Genomic DNA, 16,414 nt, shown 5'->3' on the forward strand with positions numbered 1-16,414 from the left:
AAAAGAGCATCAATTTTTAATTAAAATAATAAGTAGTTTTGATACTCCTTACTATAAAATCCATATCATGAAAAATACCTATTATCTCCTAATTGTTTTGACTGCAATTTTTGCAGGTTTTTCAAAACAACAAAGTTTGTTTGTTCCATTCTCAAACTCAGAAATTAAATATTCAGGAAGAATTGATACTGCAAGTGTTGATCATGCCGAGCTGTATTGGTCAGGTAGCTCAATAAAAATAAACTTTGAAGGAGAATCTCTTAGTGCTTTAATGAAGGATGAATAAGGCGATAATTATTATAATATTATCATCGATAAGGATAGTATTGTTTTGTTTCGCCCTGATACCATCAAGGGCTATCATGAATTGGTTACAAATTTATCGCCCGGGAAACATATTATTGAGTTGTTTAAACGTACAGAGTGGGATAGGGGAACAACAGATTTCTATGGGTTTAAGATTGATGGAAAAGCGAAGTTGTTACCTAATGCGGATGTGGCAAAAAGAAAGATAGAGTTTTATGGGAATTCCATCACAGCTGGATACGCAGTGGAAGATACTTCAGGGAAAGACTCTCCAGACAGTACTTTTACAAACAATTATTTAAGCTATGCCGCAATAACTGCAAGACATTTTGATGCGGATTACCATTGTATTTGTAAAAGCGGTATTGGAATTACAATTAGTTGGTTCCCTTTTGAAATGCCAGATATTTACGATCGATTAAACCCTGCAGATTCAACCAGTAAGTGGAATTTTTCCTTGTATGCACCTGATGTGGTGGTGGTAAATTTATTTCAGAATGATTCATGGTTGGTAAATATGCCCAAAAGAGATGAGTTCAAGAAGAATTTTGGTAAAAACTCTCCTAGCGAAGAATATTTGATTCATGCATACCAGCAGTTTGTTGCTGGGATTCGAAATCACTACCCTAATGCAGAAATCATATGCATGCTTGGGAATATGGATGCTACGAAGGAAGGTTCTAAATGGCCAGAATATATTAAAAAGGCAGTTGTTGGATTAAAAGATGATAAAATCTACACGCATTTTGTTCCATTCAAAGAAACAAGAGGACATCCATCGGTTAAGGAGCAGGAGGAAATGGCCAATAGCCTGATTAAATTTATCGATGAAAATATTAATTGGTAAATTGGAAGAAATAAATATCTCTTCACTTTATGAAGTATCTGATTTTAATTCTTTTCTCGATTTCTACCTACTCCTGTTCTACTCAGGATATTCAATCCTTCCACTTTTTGGAAGGAAATTGGCAGGTGGAAGGCAAACAACAATTCGAAAAGTGGGAGGTAAAAAGTGATGAATTGATTGGAATTGGATATAAGCTGAAGGATGGCAAGCAGAAGGTTTTGGAACATTTAGCTATTAAGCTGATTGAAGGAAAGTTGGTTTATCAGGCAACTGTATTCAATCAAAACCAGGGAGCTACAATTTCTTTTCCTTTAAATGAGTCCATTTCTGACTATTATTCATTTGAGAATCCTAAGCACGATTTTCCCAAGAAAATTCAATACTTCAAACTAAGAGAGAATAGAGTTAAAGTAAATGTTTTGGGTGATAATGATGAGGGATTTTCTTTTGTGATGATACGGATGCGATAGCTGCTTTACATACAGAGATATAAGCTATTTTTCCTTCTTTAATTGCAGGAGGTCTGATTTCTACTGATTCAACTATCAGACTTGTTACCATCTTTCCTCCCTTATTTGTAACTTTTTGCGACATGTTGTTCTTAGCCAAAGGCTCGTCGCCCTTAGCCAGAGGCTTGTCGCCCTTAGCCAAAGGCTTGTTGTCCTTAGCCAAAGGCTTGTTGTCCTTAGCCAAAGGCTTGTTGTCCTTAGCCAAAGGCTTGTTGTCCTTAGCCAAAGGCTTGTTGTCCTTAGCCAGAGGTTTGTCGTCTCTCTTTTATATTTTTCCCACAGTGCAGTATTGTAAAATACCTGCGACAAGAGCTAAAGGAATGGCAGCAAGTTACAAAAAAATGATAACAGGATATAAAGTAGCAGCAACAATTCATAAAGTAGCAATTTCAAACTATAGCCTTCTTCCTAACTAAAATAAAGTACCATCGTATTAGAGTAGAACAGGGATGTTGTCACACAAAAAGTTTTATCTAAAGCAGAAAGTATCTTGTGTATCTTTTGCCTAAATTTGCGGCATGCGAAAACAGCTTACATTTCATATCACTAATCCGCGCAGGTTTAAGGAACAACTGCTATTCTGGAGCAAGAAGTTCGAGTATGTTAGTATACTTGATAGTCATGAGGTGAATCAGAAAGTAAATTCGAAGGCCGAATACAATACCTACGAAATGGTTGCCGGTATTGATGCGCTTCAGATTGTTGAACCAAAACAGGATTGTTTTCATCATTTGAAAGAGTCCATTGAAAAATCGAATGATTGGTGGTTTGGTTATTTGGGGTATGATTTAAAGAATGAAATTGAAGAGCTGAAGTCTGAAAATCATGATGGATTGGATTTTCCAGAAATGAATTTTTTCCAACCACGCTGGGTGTTTCTTTTGGATGTAGATACGCTGATTGTTCATTACTATGATGAAGAATTTACGGAAGATGAGGTGCTCTCTTTGGTTCAGAATCTTCAAGACATGGAATTGCCTGGAGAGAACTCTATTTCTGTAAATCAAATTCATTCTAGAATTTCTCGTGACAAGTATTTGGAGGCTGTTAATCAACTGAAAGATCATATTCGAAGAGGAGATATTTACGAGGTGAATTTCTGTCAGGAATTTTATGCCGAAGATTGCTACATTAAGCCTCGTGGCACCTATCAGAAACTAACCGAAGTTTCGCCTACTCCGTACTCGGGTTTTTACCAAATGGGCGAGCAATATTTATTGTCGGCCAGTCCGGAGCGATTTATCAAGAAGGTAGGAAAGAAAATCATTTCTCAGCCTATAAAAGGAACCGCCAAGCGTGGAGCCACCGAAGAAGAAGACAAGCAAATAAAGGAGACTTTATTTAATGATCCTAAAGAGAGAGCTGAGAATATCATGATTGTGGATTTGGTAAGAAATGACTTATCAAGAACTGCAGAAAAAGGATCAGTAATCGTAGAGGAATTGTGTGGGATTTATTCCTTCCCGCAGGTGCACCAAATGATTTCGACGGTTGTTTCAGAGCTTAAGGATGGTGTGCACTTTATTGAAGCGATTCGTCAGTGTTTTCCCATGGGATCGATGACCGGCGCTCCCAAGGTTCGAGCTATGAAGCTGATTGAAAAGTACGAATCGACCAAAAGAGGATTGTTTTCTGGAGCTGTAGGATACATTACTCCTGAAGGTAATTTTGATTTTAATGTGGTAATTCGCAGCATACTTTATAATGCAAGAAATCATTATCTTTCGTTTATGGTTGGAGGGGCAATTACCATGCAGGCAGAGGCAGAGAAAGAATATGAAGAGTGTTTGTTAAAGGCCCAAGCATTATGAAAGTTCTAAAAAATGAGTAAAATTGATTAGACTTAATTACTAATTATAAATTGCTATCGTGTTTCGTAAGTTAGTTCGCTTTGTAGAAGAAGAAAATCTGTTTTATCGTGATGAAAAAATTTTGGTTGCGGTAAGCGGAGGAATCGATTCGGTTGTTCTGCTTCATTTTTTAATAAAGATGGAGGTGAATTGTGGAATTGCACATTGCAATTTTCATTTGCGAGGCGAAGAGTCGGATGGCGATTTTGAATTTGTAAAAAATCTGGCCAAGCAATACAATCTTCCTTTCTATTTTAAAGATTTTGATACAAAAGCTTATGCAGAAAAGAATAAGCTATCTATTGAAATGGCAGCTCGGGAGTTGAGGTACGAGTGGTTCAATCAAATTCTTGAATTGGAGAATTACCAATACATTGCGGTTGGTCATCATGCCGATGATGTTGCAGAAACTGTATTGATTAACTTGGTAAGAGGTACGGGAATTCATGGCTTAACAGGCATTAAATCAAAGTTGGGCAAGATCATTAGACCATTGCTTCCTTTCACTCGAAAAGAGTTGGAAGAGTTTGCTGAGAAAGAAGGCTTAAATTACCGTGAAGATTCAACCAACAGGGAAACCGACTTTATAAGAAATAAAATTCGTCACCAGGTGATTCCGGTTTTAGAACAAATTAATCCGGCCATTAGAAAAACCATGAGTGAAAATGTTCAACGATTTAAGGAAGTTGAACAGATTTATAATGATGTAATCGAAGAGAATCGCTTGCATCTGGTATTTCAAAGAGAAAATCAGTTGTTAATCTCCATTGCACGATTACAAGAATTGTCTTCTCCATCATCTCATTTGTTCGAAATTTTATCTCCTTACGGATTTCACCACCGCGATGTGAAAATGATTGCCAAATCATTGGGTACCATTTCCGGCAAAAGATTCTATTCGTCCACACACCAGATATTAAGAGATAGAAAGTATTTAATTTTATCTGAGCTGGGAGAGAATGATTCCAAGGAATATTTGTTAGAAGAAAAATCTGGAATGATAGAATTTCCAATTGAAATGGAGGCATCATTTATTAATAGAACAACGGGTTTTAAGTTTCCAACCAACTCGGAAATTGCATGTCTGGATGCCAGTAAGTTGAAGTTTCCGCTTAAACTGCGTAAATGGCAAATTGGAGATAGTTTCCGTCCGATAGGGATGAAGGGGAACAAGAAAATATCTGATTTTTTTATCGATCAAAAGTTTTCTTTACAGGATAAGGAAAATACATGGTTATTACTTTCGGGTGATAGAATAGCTTGGGTTGTTGGTCATCGTTTGGACGATCGATTTAAGATTACCTCGACAACTACTAAGATATTTAAATTAGAATTGAAGTAGGAATAGTTCTTCATGTTAAGGTACTCTGCAGTTTTAAAACCAATTGCATTTAGGGGGCTTGTGAAGAAGTTGGTAAGGATAACAGATGATATTTCGTAATCCTCATATAATCTGCCTTATAATTTTTATAACTTAGTCGAAGTTTATTACAACCAACCATTAATAACTCACAAAATGATAAAACTAAAACACAGCTTAGCCATTCTCTTGTTAGGCTTGCTTTCACTTTCAGGATTTTCTCAATCTCAAGAAATAAAAAGTGAAATCGAAGAACTTAAAAATTACAACGAAAATTTAGATCATCGATTGGATCGTCTTCAAAAAATGGTAGATGATATCATTTGGTTCGAAAGAGTAGGAGATGTAGCCCATGTTGACAAATTATATATTTATGGACCGCCAAAATGGAAGGAAAAAAATCCTACAGCAAAAGGGGCAGGTAATCCTGTAAAATTTTGGACCTATGCCTTTTTTCCAAAAAATTTAGATGTAAATAAGAAATATCCTTTAATGGTGTTGCCACATGGTGGAGTACATGGCGATTTTACAACCTATTATACCCATATTGTACGAGAGTTAATTGCGCAGGAATACATTGTGGTTGCCGCAGAATACAGAGGAAGTACTGGATATGGAAAAGGTCATTACGAGAAAATAGATTACGGTGGATTAGAGAATGAAGATGTTTATGCCAGCCGCAATTACATGATTGAAAATTACGATTTTGTTGACGAGAACCGAGTTGGAATCATGGGGTGGAGCCATGGAGGTATGATTACACTCTTTAATTTATTTAATCATCCAAATGATTACAAAGTTGGGTTTGCAGGAGTTCCTGTAAGTGATTTGGTTGCTCGAATGGGATACATGACTCAATCTTATCGTGATTTATACTCGGCAGACTACCACATTGGCAAAACAGCCAATGATAATTTGGCTGAATATCGAAGACGATCACCAGCCTGGAACACTCATAAATTCCAGAATACACCATTGTTGATACATACCAATACCAACGACGATGATGTAAATGTTTTGGAGGTAGAGCATTTAATTAAATCGCTAAAAGCGGATGGTAAAACATTTGAATATGAAATTTATCAAGCAGTTCCGGGAGGACACTCTTTTGATAGAATGGATACCAAGAAGGCAAAGGAAATTCGCGTAAAGATTTATAAGTTTTTAGCAAAGCAATTAAAACCCAACAAACCAATAAGTACTTTTAAAGATATTCAGAAGGCTGGTTATCAATTTTAAAAGTAACAAAATACAAAAGAAGCATGACTTTTAAGCCATGCTTCTTTTGTATTTAATCTGATTATAAAGGAATATTTCCGTGTTTTTTAGGAGGATTTTGCTCGCTCTTATTGGCACACATTTCCAAGGCCTGAATTAATTTGTATCTACTTTCTTTAGGTTGTATAACCTCGTCTACATATCCTAATTCTGCAGCTTTGTACGGGTGAGCAAATTTATCTCTGTAATCGTCAATGGCATCAGCTCTTTCAGATTCAGTTAAACCTTTGTGCATAATATTTACTGCACCTTCAGCACCCATTACTGCGATTTCGCCTGTTGGGAACGAATAGTTAATATCTGCACCAATGTGTTTCGATGCCATTACATCGTAAGCACCACCATAAGCCTTACGTGTAATTAATGTAATTTTAGGCACTGTAGCTTCTGCAAAGGCATACAACAATTTGGCACCATGTTTAATAATGCCACCATATTCTTGCGCCGTACCTGGTAAGAAACCAGGAACATCAACAAAAGTTACTAATGGAATATTAAATGCATCACAGAAACGAACAAAGCGCGCAGCTTTAATAGAGCTGTTGATATCTAAAACACCAGCGAGGAAAGCTGGGTTATTAGCTACAATTCCTACAGGCCTACCTGCCAGTCGTGCAAAGCCAATGGTTATATTCTGTGCATACAAAGGCATCACCTCAAAGAAATTTTGATCATCGACCACCGTTTCAATGATTTCTTTCATATCATATGGCTTGTTTGGATCTACAGGAACCATGTTCTGTAGCTTTTCATCTTCTCGATGAATGTTATCAGTACATGGTTTTACAGGTGGATCTTCCATATTATTTGATGGCAAGAAGCTAATCAATTCTCTTAGCATCATCATGGCTTGCTCATCATTATCGGCAGTAAAATGAGCTACTCCACTTTTCGAATTGTGGGTAATGGCACCACCCAGTTCTTCTTTTGTTACCTCTTCGTGGGTAACAGTTTTAATAACATCCGGACCAGTTACAAACATATAGCTTGTATCTTTTACCATCATGATGAAATCGGTTAGGGCAGGAGAATATACAGCACCACCAGCACAAGGTCCCATAATTGCTGAAATTTGAGGAATTACCCCTGATCCACGAACATTTTGATAGAATATATCGGCATAACCAGCTAAACTTTGAACTCCTTCTTGAATTCTAGCTCCACCGGAATCATTCAAACCAATGATTGGAGCTCCCATTTTCATTGCCAATTTGGTAATTTTTACAATTTTATCAGCATTGGCCCTGCTTAAGGAACCACCAAAAACAGTAAAGTCCTGCGCAAAGACATACACCAAACGACCATCCACTTTTCCATATCCACAGACAACTCCATCACCCGGAATTTTGTTCTTTTCCATTCCAAAATCCGTTGATCTATGTGTTACCATCTTGTCAACCTCAACAAATGTTTCAGGGTCTAGCAGATCATTAATTCTTTCACGAGCCGTTTTTTTTCCGGCTGCATGATGTTTGTCAATTCTTTCTTGTCCGCCGCCAAGTTCAGCAGCTTTATTTAGTTCTTGAAACTTTTTGATTTTATCTTCTATTGTCAACATGTCTTATTTTATTACAAATTATTAATTGCGAACTTCAAATTGTGTATACAATCTGATTTTAATCAATGAATACAAGAGGTTGATTGCCATCAATGGTGTCATCTTCTTTTACAAAGATTTCTTTCACAACGCCATCTTTCATTGCTTTGTATTCGCTTTCCATTTTCATTGCTGAAATAATGATTACAGTATCTCCCTTTTTCACTTCCGAGCCTAGTTCAACGGGAATTTTAACAACCTTTCCAGGCATAGGAGATATTATTGTACTTTCTGCTGCTTCAAGATTACCTGCATTTCTCGTTTGCAAATACTTTGTTTCAGCATCAATTATTTCAGCATTGTATGAGTGATAAAATGTGTTGACAGTGTATTTTTTAGGGCTTCCATTTTCAATTAACTCAACATTGAATGAACGTCCTTTGTACATTACGGAGTAAACTCCATTTTCAACTTGCTGCATGTCCAAGTCATATTCCCTGTCATCTACTATGATTTTAACATTGTTGCCGTCTTCAGCAAGAAGTTCAACCTTAGCAACTCGGTCATCTAATTTAATTTCTAATGCCATAATTATTTTTTTTGAAGTTGAACCATTTTAATTTTCACTTGCTCTGTATACACCTCTACGTCTACCGAAATCTTTCCATCGGCTTGATTTAGAAATCTCATGACTTACTTGAGCATTCTTTAATTTTTGATGATAATCTAAAAAGGCAGTAACTATGGCTAGATCTTCAAATTGTTGCTTGGCTTCATCATCGGCAAGCAAAAACTCTTCATTGTTCTGTATAAAGTGAGTATCGTAATTTCCTTCTCTAAAATCGCGGCATTCCATGATTCTTTCCAAGAATTTAATGGAAGTTTTTACTCCAGTAATTTTGTATTCGTATAGCGCACGACGCATTCTTTCAATAGCTTCTTCACGAGTACGGGCCCAAATAATTAACTTGGAGATCATCGGATCGTAATGAATAGGAATTTCATATCCCTCATAAACGTATCCATCGGTTCTAACACCTAAGCCCATTGGTTCTGTAATGTGTGTTATTAAACCAGGACTTGGCATGAAGTTATTATCAGTATCTTCCGCATAAATTCTACACTCAATTGCATGTCCAAACTGAAATACTTCTTCTTGTTTGATGTTCAACTTTTGTCCTTCAGCGATAAGAATTTGCTGTTTAACAAGGTCGTAACCTGTGGTTCTTTCAGTAATTGGATGTTCCACTTGTAAGCGAGTATTCATTTCCAGGAAGTAGAAATTGTGATCATTATCAGCTAAGAATTCTATGGTTCCAGCGCCATAATAATTTACCGCTTTTGCTGCTGCTACTGCAGCATTTCCCATTTTTTCTCTAAGTTCAGGGGTTAAAAGTGGTGATGGTGTTTCCTCAACAACTTTCTGATGTCGACGTTGAACGGAACATTCACGTTCGCAAAGGTGAATTACATTTCCATGCTGATCACCTAAGATTTGGAACTCGATATGATGAGGAGAAGAGATGTATTTTTCTACATAAACTGAGTCATCTCCAAATGCTGATTTGGCTTCGGATTTGGCAGCTCTTAATGCACTAAGAATATTTTCTTCTTTATCAACCATTCGCATTCCTTTCCCGCCACCGCCAGCAGAAGCTTTAATCATTACGGGAAGACCTATTTCTCTAATCACTTTAAGGGCGTTTTCATCATTGTTAAGGTTCTCCTTTGTGCCAGGAACTACGGGAACCCCGCCATCTATCATGGTCTGTCGAGCCGTAATTTTATCCCCCATTGTTGAAATTACTTCTGGAGTAGGCCCAATAAATATGATGCCTTCTTCCTGACATCTTTTCGAGAATTCTGCATTTTCGCTTAAAAATCCATATCCTGGATGAATGGCGTCGGCTTTGGATTTTTTAGCTACTTCAATAATTTTTTCGATGTTTAGGTAACTTTCAGCAGATGCTGCGGGACCAATATGATATGCCTGATCGGCATATCGAACATGCATTGATGCTCTATCGACATCTGAATATACCGCAACGGATTGAATCCCTAACTCTCTGCACGATCTCATTACACGCAGAGCAATTTCTCCTCGATTCGCAACAAGGACTTTTGAAATCTTCGTAATCATAGTTTTGGTTAATTGTTAATTAGGTCTTGTAAGGACCTTGTTTTAAGTCAATTATTTACCATTAGATTAGGAATAGTTTCCCAAAAAAAAGATAATATACAGCATGAATATGTTGTACAGCATGTCAAAAATAATTAAAAAATCGAAGTTTCCAAGTAATTAAATATGAAGATGTATCAATGTGATTTGACATAAAAACATGATAAAAATCATGCAAAATGCCTGATTTAGAAAGATTCTTAATAAATATAAAAGCTTGTTTATATAGCTTATTTAGGGTAGTTTAATTATATTCAAATAGGGCGAAACTGTCAGTGTATGAGTTTGTTGTTTGTGTTAATTGTGTTGAAATATATTTTTTTTAGTTTTTTACATTTTCATCAAATTCAAAACCCAAACTTTCTATTTCTTTTTTAATTTGAGATAAGTTAATGGATGTACCTACCATTCGTAAAATTTTCTGTTCAAGGTTAACTTCTGCAACATCAATATTTTGCAAAGCCCCAATGTGTTTTTCAACACTATTTTTACAATGGTTACAGCTCATGCCATAAACCATTACTAATTTTTCCTCTTTTTGAACTTCAACATCTTTGGTTTTGACCTCCTTTTTAGAAGATAAATACTTTTGAAGGTAACCATTAATAATTAGTAAGGATAAACTTATACTGCTTCCCCATTTTAGCCAATTGGGAAGTTCCCAATGTCCTTCATGTCCTGTCATGTGATGATGCAATCCACCAAATGCAAACCATTCTCTTGGAAGAAAGTTATCGATTAGTAGCCCGAAAACAATGGCACCGCTAATTATTGATAGAAGGTATGCCACATTGTTTTTTTGCCAAGTACTTTATTCAGTACGGTTATGGTTGCTGCATTGGTAGCTGGTCCGGCCATTAAAAATACCAGGACAGCTCCCGGTGATAAACCTTTCATCATTAAAACTGCAGCAACTGGAACAGATGATGTTGCACAGATATATAAAGGGATTGAAGCAATTAATATTACAAACATTCCAATTAAATCATTGCCAATAAAGCTGCTAAAAAAATCATCTGGAATTAGAACAGAAATTACTGCAGCCAAAACCAAACCAATGATTAGCCACTTCGAAATATCCTGCAGGAATTCTACAAAGGCATAATGGAAAAGCGTATATAATTTTGATTTTTGTTTTGTGTTATTTGTTTCACAACCACAGTTGTTTTTTTCTTCACTAGTACAGCAAGTATCAGAATCTTTAATAGTTGCAATTTTATCTGAATCATCTATTTTATTGGTTAAAATACCACCCAAAAATCCAGTTGCCAAAGCAATGAAAGGTCGAATGATAGCAAAGGGTAATCCCAATAAGGAATAGGTTACCAAAATGGAATCAACACCTGTTTGAGGAGTTGAAATTAGAAAAGAAACAGAAGAACCTTTTGTTGCTCCACTTTTATAAAATGAAATTCCCGTTGGGATCACTCCACATGAGCATAGGGGTAATGGGATCCCAATTAAAGAAGCATTGAATACTGATTTGCTATTTTTTTGTCCTAAGTATTTATCTATATAACGTTGTGGAAAAGCAACTTTTAGTATTCCGGCAAATAAAAATCCCAGCATTAAATAGGGAGACATTTCATTTAGTATCTCAATAAAATCTATTATGAATTGGTTCAGGTATTCCATTTTTTTCTGTCTGTTTGCGTAAATTATTTTGATTCAAAAGTATTAAAATATCTGCATGCTTTAATGTCTATATACGATGAATTCTGCACTGAAGTTAAAAAATACCAACATGTAGGTATTTTTATTTATTAAGACTGAATCTAATTTTGTCGCAGATAATCACACTAACGATTATCAGAATTAAAACCTAAGAAAAAACGAAATGAAAAAAGTATTACTTCTATTAGCAATCTGTTTTGCATTTGGTGTTACTAATGCACAAGATCAGAAAGAACCACAAAGTATTGGATCAACTATTTTGGAGAAAATTAAGAGTGAAAAACTAAGTATTGGTGGTTACGGTGAGGTTCATTACAATCAGCAAATTAGCGGTAAAGAAAGATATAATGGAAATATGGATGTACACAGAATGGTTTTATTTTTTGGATACCAGTTCAACGATAAAACATCTTTTGTGACTGAGATTGAGTACGAACACGTTAAAGAGTTGTATGTAGAACAGGCATTTTTAAACTACAATATCAAGCCAAACACAAGTATCCGAGGTGGTTTAATGTTGGTACCAATGGGTATTACTAATGAATATCATGAGCCAACTACTTTTAACGGAGTTGAGCGTCCTAGCGTTGACAAGTACATTGTACCTACAACATGGAGAGAAATTGGGGTAGGTATTACCGGTAGATTGGCAAATGCTCCTTTAAAGTATCAATTGTACGTTATGAATGGATTTAACGGATTTGATGGCAGCGGTAAATTAAGAGGATCAGATGGATTCAGAAAAGGTCGTCAAAAAGGTGCTGAATCTACATTTACTTCTCCTTCATTATCAGCAAAAGTTGATTACTATGGAATAAAAGGCCTTAATCTTGGTTTATCGGGTTACTTCGGCAAAACACAATCGTCAGAATTTAATGGTTTAGATAAGGATGATGATTTTGCAGAAGAGGTTGCAGATTCAACTCGTGTTGGTATTAGCATGTTAGGTCTTGACTTGCGTTACAAGCTTGATGCATTCCAGGTTAAAGGACAATATATTCATTCATATATTAACGATGTAAAAGAGTATAACGATAAGACAGGTAAAGATTTAGGAAAGCAGATGAGAGGCTATTATCTTGAAGCAGGTTACGACTTGTTACATGGTAAAGAACAATCTTTAGTTCCTTTTGTACGTTACGAAAACTATAACACTCATCACAAAGTTGATGGTATCACAGCTAACAAAGCTTATGATCGTGAAGATTGGTTTGTTGGATTGAGCTATCACTTGGCAAAAGGTGCTGTTGTAAAAGTAGATTACCAAAGATTTAAAGATGGTAATGATGTGAAGAAGAACTTTATCAATTGCGGATTTGGAGTTTGGTTCTAATCTGGAATAGATAACAAAATATATACTGCAGAGTGGGTGTAAAAACTTGCTTTGCAGTTTTCTGTTATTTAAAGCTTACTATGAAGAGATTATTACGAGTATTAATTATTGCATCAATTGTGTTGATTTGCGGTGATGTAAATGCTAAAAATTATCCCAAACCAATTCAAAAAAGAATTGATAAAGCAGTAAAAACTGCGTTTGGTGCTGAGGATGTACAGTTTGTTGATTTACCTGAAGTGTCGTATGATTTAGACAGCTTTCCAGGCATTGAGAAAGTGTCCATTAGTAAATTAGTGAATGAAGGAAAGGCAATTGGTACTGCTGGTTTTGCCAGTTCAAAAGGTAAAAACGATCTGTTTGATTATTTGGTACTTTTTGATGAATCAATGACCATTAAAAAAGTTGTAATTCTTGTGTATCGCTCATCATATGGTGGTGAAATAATGGCCAAATATTGGTTAAAGCAATTCGAGGGAAAGCATAATGGAGAGCAACTTGAATTCAATAAAGACATTGATTCAATTTCAGGCGCAACAATATCTGCTCCAGCCATTACAACAGGAATAAAATCTCTTAGTTTATTAATGGTGTATTTAAAAGAAGCAGGAAGGATTTAAAAGAGCAAGTGTTCAATTAAGATTCGAAGACCAATTAGAATTAATACAATTCCACCAAAAACTTCGAATCTTTTGCTGGTTTGACTTCCAATTTTTTTACCAAGTAGCATCCCAAGCATTGATGCAATAAAGGTTACACCCCCAATTATTACTGCAGGCCACCAAATAATAACATCAATTAGTGCCATACTAAAACCGATAACAAGAGCATCAATGCTTGTTGCAATAGATATACCAATTAGGACTGTTAATTTAAGAGGATTAAAGGAGCAATCTTCCTCCTGCTTGGTTAAGCTTTCATAAATCATTTTGCTACCAAGACCAGCTAAAAGAATAAAAGCAATCCAATGATCAAAATCTTTAATGAACTCATTGATTTCCCATCCAATAAACCAACCAATAACAGGCATTCCTCCTTGGAATAAAGCTAGAAAAAAGGCAATTTTAACAGCCTGAAGAAATCTAATACCTTTAATTGCCAAACCACTGCATACCGAAGCAGCAAATGAATCTACCGAAAGCCCTGTGGCGATAAGAAAAATACTAATTAGTTCCATGTTTTATTAGATTGGATCGCAAATATAAAAGTTAATTTTGAAGCTGAAAAAAAAGCGATTCTTTTTTGAGAATCGCTTGGTATATATTTCGACTTTGCCTATGCTATTTTTAAACTTAGAATAAATTCACTTCCTTTATTTTCTTCGCTTTCTACCCAAATATCACCACCATTTCGTTCGGCGAATTCTTTACAAAGAATTAATCCCAGTCCACTACCAGTTTCATCTGCTGTACCTACTGTTGTATAATTACAATCTAGTTTAAATAGTTTCTCCTGGTTTTCCTTACTGATCCCTATTCCCGAATCCTTAATTTTTAGAAATACAAATTCATCGTGAACATCGGCTGATATTGTTATTTCTCCATTTTGTTCAGTAAACTTTAGAGCATTACTAATTAGATTTCGAAGAATTGTACTCACCATATTAATGTCGCCATATGCTTCTGTATGAGGAGGAATATCAGAACTTAATTTAATTGCTTTATCAGTAGCTTTCAGTTTGAAAATAATAAGATTTGATTGAACCAAGTGATGAAGGTCAAATTCAACCGGATTAAATTCTAGTTCACCTCTTTGACTTTTAGCCCACTGTAATAAGTTTTCAAGCAATGTAAATAAGCTGTGCGAAGACTCATTAATATTAGAATTGTATTCTTCAATTAAATTAAGGTTCTTGCCCTCATTTAATTCGTTTTTGATCAATTCGGAGAATCCTAGAATGGAATTGAATGGAGAACGCAAGTCATGAGCAATAATGGAAAAAAATCTATCCTTTGTAGCATTTGTAATTTTTAGCTTTTGATTTGATTCCTCAAGCATATCATTTACCTTTTTAATTCTCTGATTGATTTTTGCTTTCGATTTATATAAAAAGTAAACCAGAATTAATAATGACATTGTTATAACAAAAAATACAATCAGGTAATTGGTAAGTGCCTTTTCTTTATCTAGTTTTTCTTGAGTTAATTCATTCTTTACTCTGAGTATTTCGTTTTCTTTTTGTTTTTTTTCAGTTTCAAATTGAGTTTGGAGATGAGCAATTTTATCAGATTTACTTACTTCAATTAGACTGTCTTTTAGTTTGTTATAGTTTTCGTAAGTCTTGTAAGCTTTTTTGTAATACCCTGCGGAATAGTAGTATTCTGATTTAAGTTGCAAAAAACTACGCTCCATAGATTTTATTTTAAGTTTTCTGCATAATTGTAAGCCTTCATCAATAATATCACAGGCTTTTTGTAATTTACCGATAAATAAATAGACCTTGGATAGGGATTCCAAATTGTATACGATATCAGTTTCTAAGTTTAATTTTCTGTTTATGGCAAGAGAATTATCGATATAAAATATAGCTTCTCGGATATTTCCAGTCTTGAAATAGTTTTCTCCAATATTATTCATGGCTAGAGCTTCTCCAGCTTCATTTCCAATTTTGCTATTGATGTTCAGGCTTTTTTTAAAGAATTCTAAAGCTTTTGCATAATCTTTGCGTTCTTGGTATATAGTCGCTATGTTATTATATACAATAGCTTGAGAATCTAAATCTTTGTCTTTGATTGCCAAATCAAGAATTTTCTGGTAGTATTCAAGTGCGACATCATTTCTACTTTCATCGGCATATATATTGGCTATGTTGAGCAGTAAAACCAATTGTAAATTGATATCTTTTAGCTCCTCAGAGATGTCATATGCTTCCAAGTATTTTTTTAAGGCAATTTCTGAATTGCCACGTTCCCAGTAGATGATTCCTAATCCATTTAGAATGCTGGCAAGAATTTTATCGCTTTTTGATATTTTACAATATTCAATTGCCGTATTAAAGTTTTCAATGGCCTTATCATATTCACTATTATCAGAAAAGTAATAGCCAAAATCATGGTAGACTCTACCTAATAAAGCAGTATCTTTTAAAGCATGAGCTAGATCTTTTGCTTCTAAAAGATATTTATAGGATTTTTCGGATTGTCCAAGTTGGGAATATCTATTAGCCAAATTTAAACCAGCTCTGATTAGAAACGATTTTTCCTGATTGCTTTTGGCAAAATTGTAAGCTTTATTGGCATATAGAAATGCACTGTCGAGGTTGGTAGAGGCGTATTTTCCAGAAATATTAATTAATAATAAAGTTTTGCTACTATCTGGTTCTATTTTCAACTGTTTTTTTAGTTGATCAATTTTAGTTTGAGCAAAAATGGAATAGGGGAAAAGACAGAAAATTAATAATACAAGTTTAAGGGGAAATTGCATTTTGTAAAAGATCGTTCGTTAACAATAGCTGTTTGGTGTAAGGTGTACGTTATAAAAAAGAATTTGTTATTTGATTTTGGTCTATTAGATTGTTTATTTCTAGAATATTCTATGGCTT

General features: G+C 35.0%; 14 protein-coding genes and 1 pseudogene. 7 read left to right on the top strand and 8 right to left on the bottom strand.

Features of this window, described 5'->3' with window-relative positions:
• The first annotated feature begins 67 nt into the window (after window positions 1-67).
• Window positions 68-1,153 (top strand): annotated as a pseudogene (locus JCM15579_RS22475) (SGNH/GDSL hydrolase family protein).
• 29 nt (window positions 1,154-1,182) lie between these two features.
• Entirely contained in the window at window positions 1,183-1,623 is a 441-nt protein-coding gene (locus JCM15579_RS15515; protein ID WP_054721424.1) for a DUF6265 family protein, read from the top strand.
• On the opposite strand, the gene JCM15579_RS20305 is transcribed toward JCM15579_RS15515, so the two are convergent.
• Window positions 1,559-1,888 carry a hypothetical protein gene (locus tag JCM15579_RS20305; RefSeq protein WP_157471510.1) on the bottom strand — a complete coding sequence of 110 codons (330 nt, stop codon included), beginning with the start codon at window positions 1,886-1,888 and terminating at the stop codon, window positions 1,559-1,561. The two genes, JCM15579_RS15515 and JCM15579_RS20305, sit on opposite strands and share 65 nt — an antisense overlap.
• Window positions 1,889-2,180: 292 nt before the next feature.
• On the opposite strand from JCM15579_RS20305, the gene pabB reads away from it, so the two are divergent.
• The 3 genes from pabB to JCM15579_RS15535 all read left to right on the top strand — a co-directional run bounded on the left by pabB (window position 2,181) and on the right by JCM15579_RS15535 (window position 6,111).
• Window positions 2,181-3,473, top strand: a complete 1,293-nt coding sequence (pabB, locus tag JCM15579_RS15525; RefSeq protein WP_054721427.1) for an aminodeoxychorismate synthase component I — start codon at window positions 2,181-2,183, stop codon at window positions 3,471-3,473.
• 58 nt (window positions 3,474-3,531) lie between these two features.
• Window positions 3,532-4,854 carry a tRNA lysidine(34) synthetase TilS gene (gene tilS / locus JCM15579_RS15530; protein ID WP_083464717.1) on the top strand — a complete coding sequence of 441 codons (1,323 nt, stop codon included), beginning with the start codon at window positions 3,532-3,534 and terminating at the stop codon, window positions 4,852-4,854.
• 174 nt (window positions 4,855-5,028) lie between these two features.
• A complete protein-coding gene (locus JCM15579_RS15535) occupies window positions 5,029-6,111 on the top strand; it encodes an alpha/beta hydrolase family protein (RefSeq protein WP_083464718.1) in 1,083 nt (360 codons plus the stop codon).
• A gap of 61 nt (window positions 6,112-6,172) precedes the next feature.
• Here the strand turns inward: JCM15579_RS15535 and JCM15579_RS15540 are convergent, their stop codons facing one another.
• The 5 genes from JCM15579_RS15540 to JCM15579_RS15560 form a co-directional block, all read right to left on the bottom strand.
• Window positions 6,173-7,708: an acyl-CoA carboxylase subunit beta gene (locus JCM15579_RS15540; RefSeq protein WP_245625939.1), complete on the bottom strand. Its 1,536-nt coding sequence runs from the start codon at window positions 7,706-7,708 to the stop codon at window positions 6,173-6,175.
• Between the two features lie 58 nt (window positions 7,709-7,766).
• Window positions 7,767-8,276 (bottom strand): biotin/lipoyl-containing protein, encoded by a 510-nt coding sequence (locus tag JCM15579_RS15545; RefSeq protein ID WP_054721429.1) that lies wholly within the window; start codon window positions 8,274-8,276, stop codon window positions 7,767-7,769.
• 27 nt (window positions 8,277-8,303) lie between these two features.
• Window positions 8,304-9,827 carry an acetyl-CoA carboxylase biotin carboxylase subunit gene (gene accC, locus JCM15579_RS15550; RefSeq protein WP_054721431.1) on the bottom strand — a complete coding sequence of 508 codons (1,524 nt, stop codon included), beginning with the start codon at window positions 9,825-9,827 and terminating at the stop codon, window positions 8,304-8,306.
• A 361-nt stretch (window positions 9,828-10,188) separates the two neighbouring features.
• Window positions 10,189-10,656 (bottom strand): heavy-metal-associated domain-containing protein, encoded by a 468-nt coding sequence (locus JCM15579_RS15555; protein ID WP_054721433.1) that lies wholly within the window; start codon window positions 10,654-10,656, stop codon window positions 10,189-10,191.
• Window positions 10,635-11,501 carry an SO_0444 family Cu/Zn efflux transporter gene (locus tag JCM15579_RS15560; protein WP_054721436.1) on the bottom strand — a complete coding sequence of 289 codons (867 nt, stop codon included), beginning with the start codon at window positions 11,499-11,501 and terminating at the stop codon, window positions 10,635-10,637. The genes JCM15579_RS15555 and JCM15579_RS15560 overlap by 22 nt, the downstream gene beginning before the upstream one ends.
• 202 nt (window positions 11,502-11,703) lie before the next feature.
• Here JCM15579_RS15560 and JCM15579_RS15565 point away from each other — a divergent pair, with 202 nt between their 5' ends.
• Both JCM15579_RS15565 and JCM15579_RS15570 read left to right on the top strand, forming a co-directional pair.
• Window positions 11,704-12,873 (top strand): putative porin, encoded by a 1,170-nt coding sequence (locus JCM15579_RS15565; protein ID WP_054721438.1) that lies wholly within the window; start codon window positions 11,704-11,706, stop codon window positions 12,871-12,873.
• Between the two features lie 80 nt (window positions 12,874-12,953).
• Entirely contained in the window at window positions 12,954-13,493 is a 540-nt protein-coding gene (locus JCM15579_RS15570) for an FMN-binding protein (RefSeq protein ID WP_157471511.1), read from the top strand.
• Here JCM15579_RS15570 and JCM15579_RS15575 read toward each other — a convergent pair.
• Both JCM15579_RS15575 and JCM15579_RS15580 read right to left on the bottom strand, forming a co-directional pair.
• Entirely contained in the window at window positions 13,490-14,050 is a 561-nt protein-coding gene (locus JCM15579_RS15575; RefSeq protein ID WP_054721442.1) for a manganese efflux pump MntP, read from the bottom strand. The genes JCM15579_RS15570 and JCM15579_RS15575 overlap by 4 nt on opposite strands.
• 98 nt (window positions 14,051-14,148) lie before the next feature.
• Window positions 14,149-16,203 carry a tetratricopeptide repeat-containing sensor histidine kinase gene (locus JCM15579_RS15580; protein ID WP_172677450.1) on the bottom strand — a complete coding sequence of 685 codons (2,055 nt, stop codon included), beginning with the start codon at window positions 16,201-16,203 and terminating at the stop codon, window positions 14,149-14,151.
• Window positions 16,204-16,414 lie beyond the last annotated feature (211 nt).

Source organism: Marinifilum fragile JCM 15579 (genome assembly GCF_001310955.1).
GTDB lineage: Bacteria > Bacteroidota > Bacteroidia > Bacteroidales > Marinifilaceae > Marinifilum > Marinifilum fragile.

Coding starts and splice junctions, on each gene's coding strand:
- JCM15579_RS15515 (WP_054721424.1), top strand. CDS start 1,183: ATGAAGTATCTGATTTTAATTCTTTTCTCGATTTCTACCTACTCCTGT.
- pabB (WP_054721427.1), top strand. CDS start 2,181: ATGCGAAAACAGCTTACATTTCATATCACTAATCCGCGCAGGTTTAAG.
- JCM15579_RS15535 (WP_083464718.1), top strand. CDS start 5,029: ATGATAAAACTAAAACACAGCTTAGCCATTCTCTTGTTAGGCTTGCTT.
- JCM15579_RS15540 (WP_245625939.1), bottom strand. CDS start 7,708: ATGTTGACAATAGAAGATAAAATCAAAAAGTTTCAAGAACTAAATAAA.
- JCM15579_RS15545 (WP_054721429.1), bottom strand. CDS start 8,276: ATGGCATTAGAAATTAAATTAGATGACCGAGTTGCTAAGGTTGAACTT.
- accC (WP_054721431.1), bottom strand. CDS start 9,827: ATGATTACGAAGATTTCAAAAGTCCTTGTTGCGAATCGAGGAGAAATT.
- JCM15579_RS15560 (WP_054721436.1), bottom strand. CDS start 11,501: ATGGAATACCTGAACCAATTCATAATAGATTTTATTGAGATACTAAAT.
- JCM15579_RS15565 (WP_054721438.1), top strand. CDS start 11,704: ATGAAAAAAGTATTACTTCTATTAGCAATCTGTTTTGCATTTGGTGTT.
- JCM15579_RS15570 (WP_157471511.1), top strand. CDS start 12,954: ATGAAGAGATTATTACGAGTATTAATTATTGCATCAATTGTGTTGATT.
- JCM15579_RS15575 (WP_054721442.1), bottom strand. CDS start 14,050: ATGGAACTAATTAGTATTTTTCTTATCGCCACAGGGCTTTCGGTAGAT.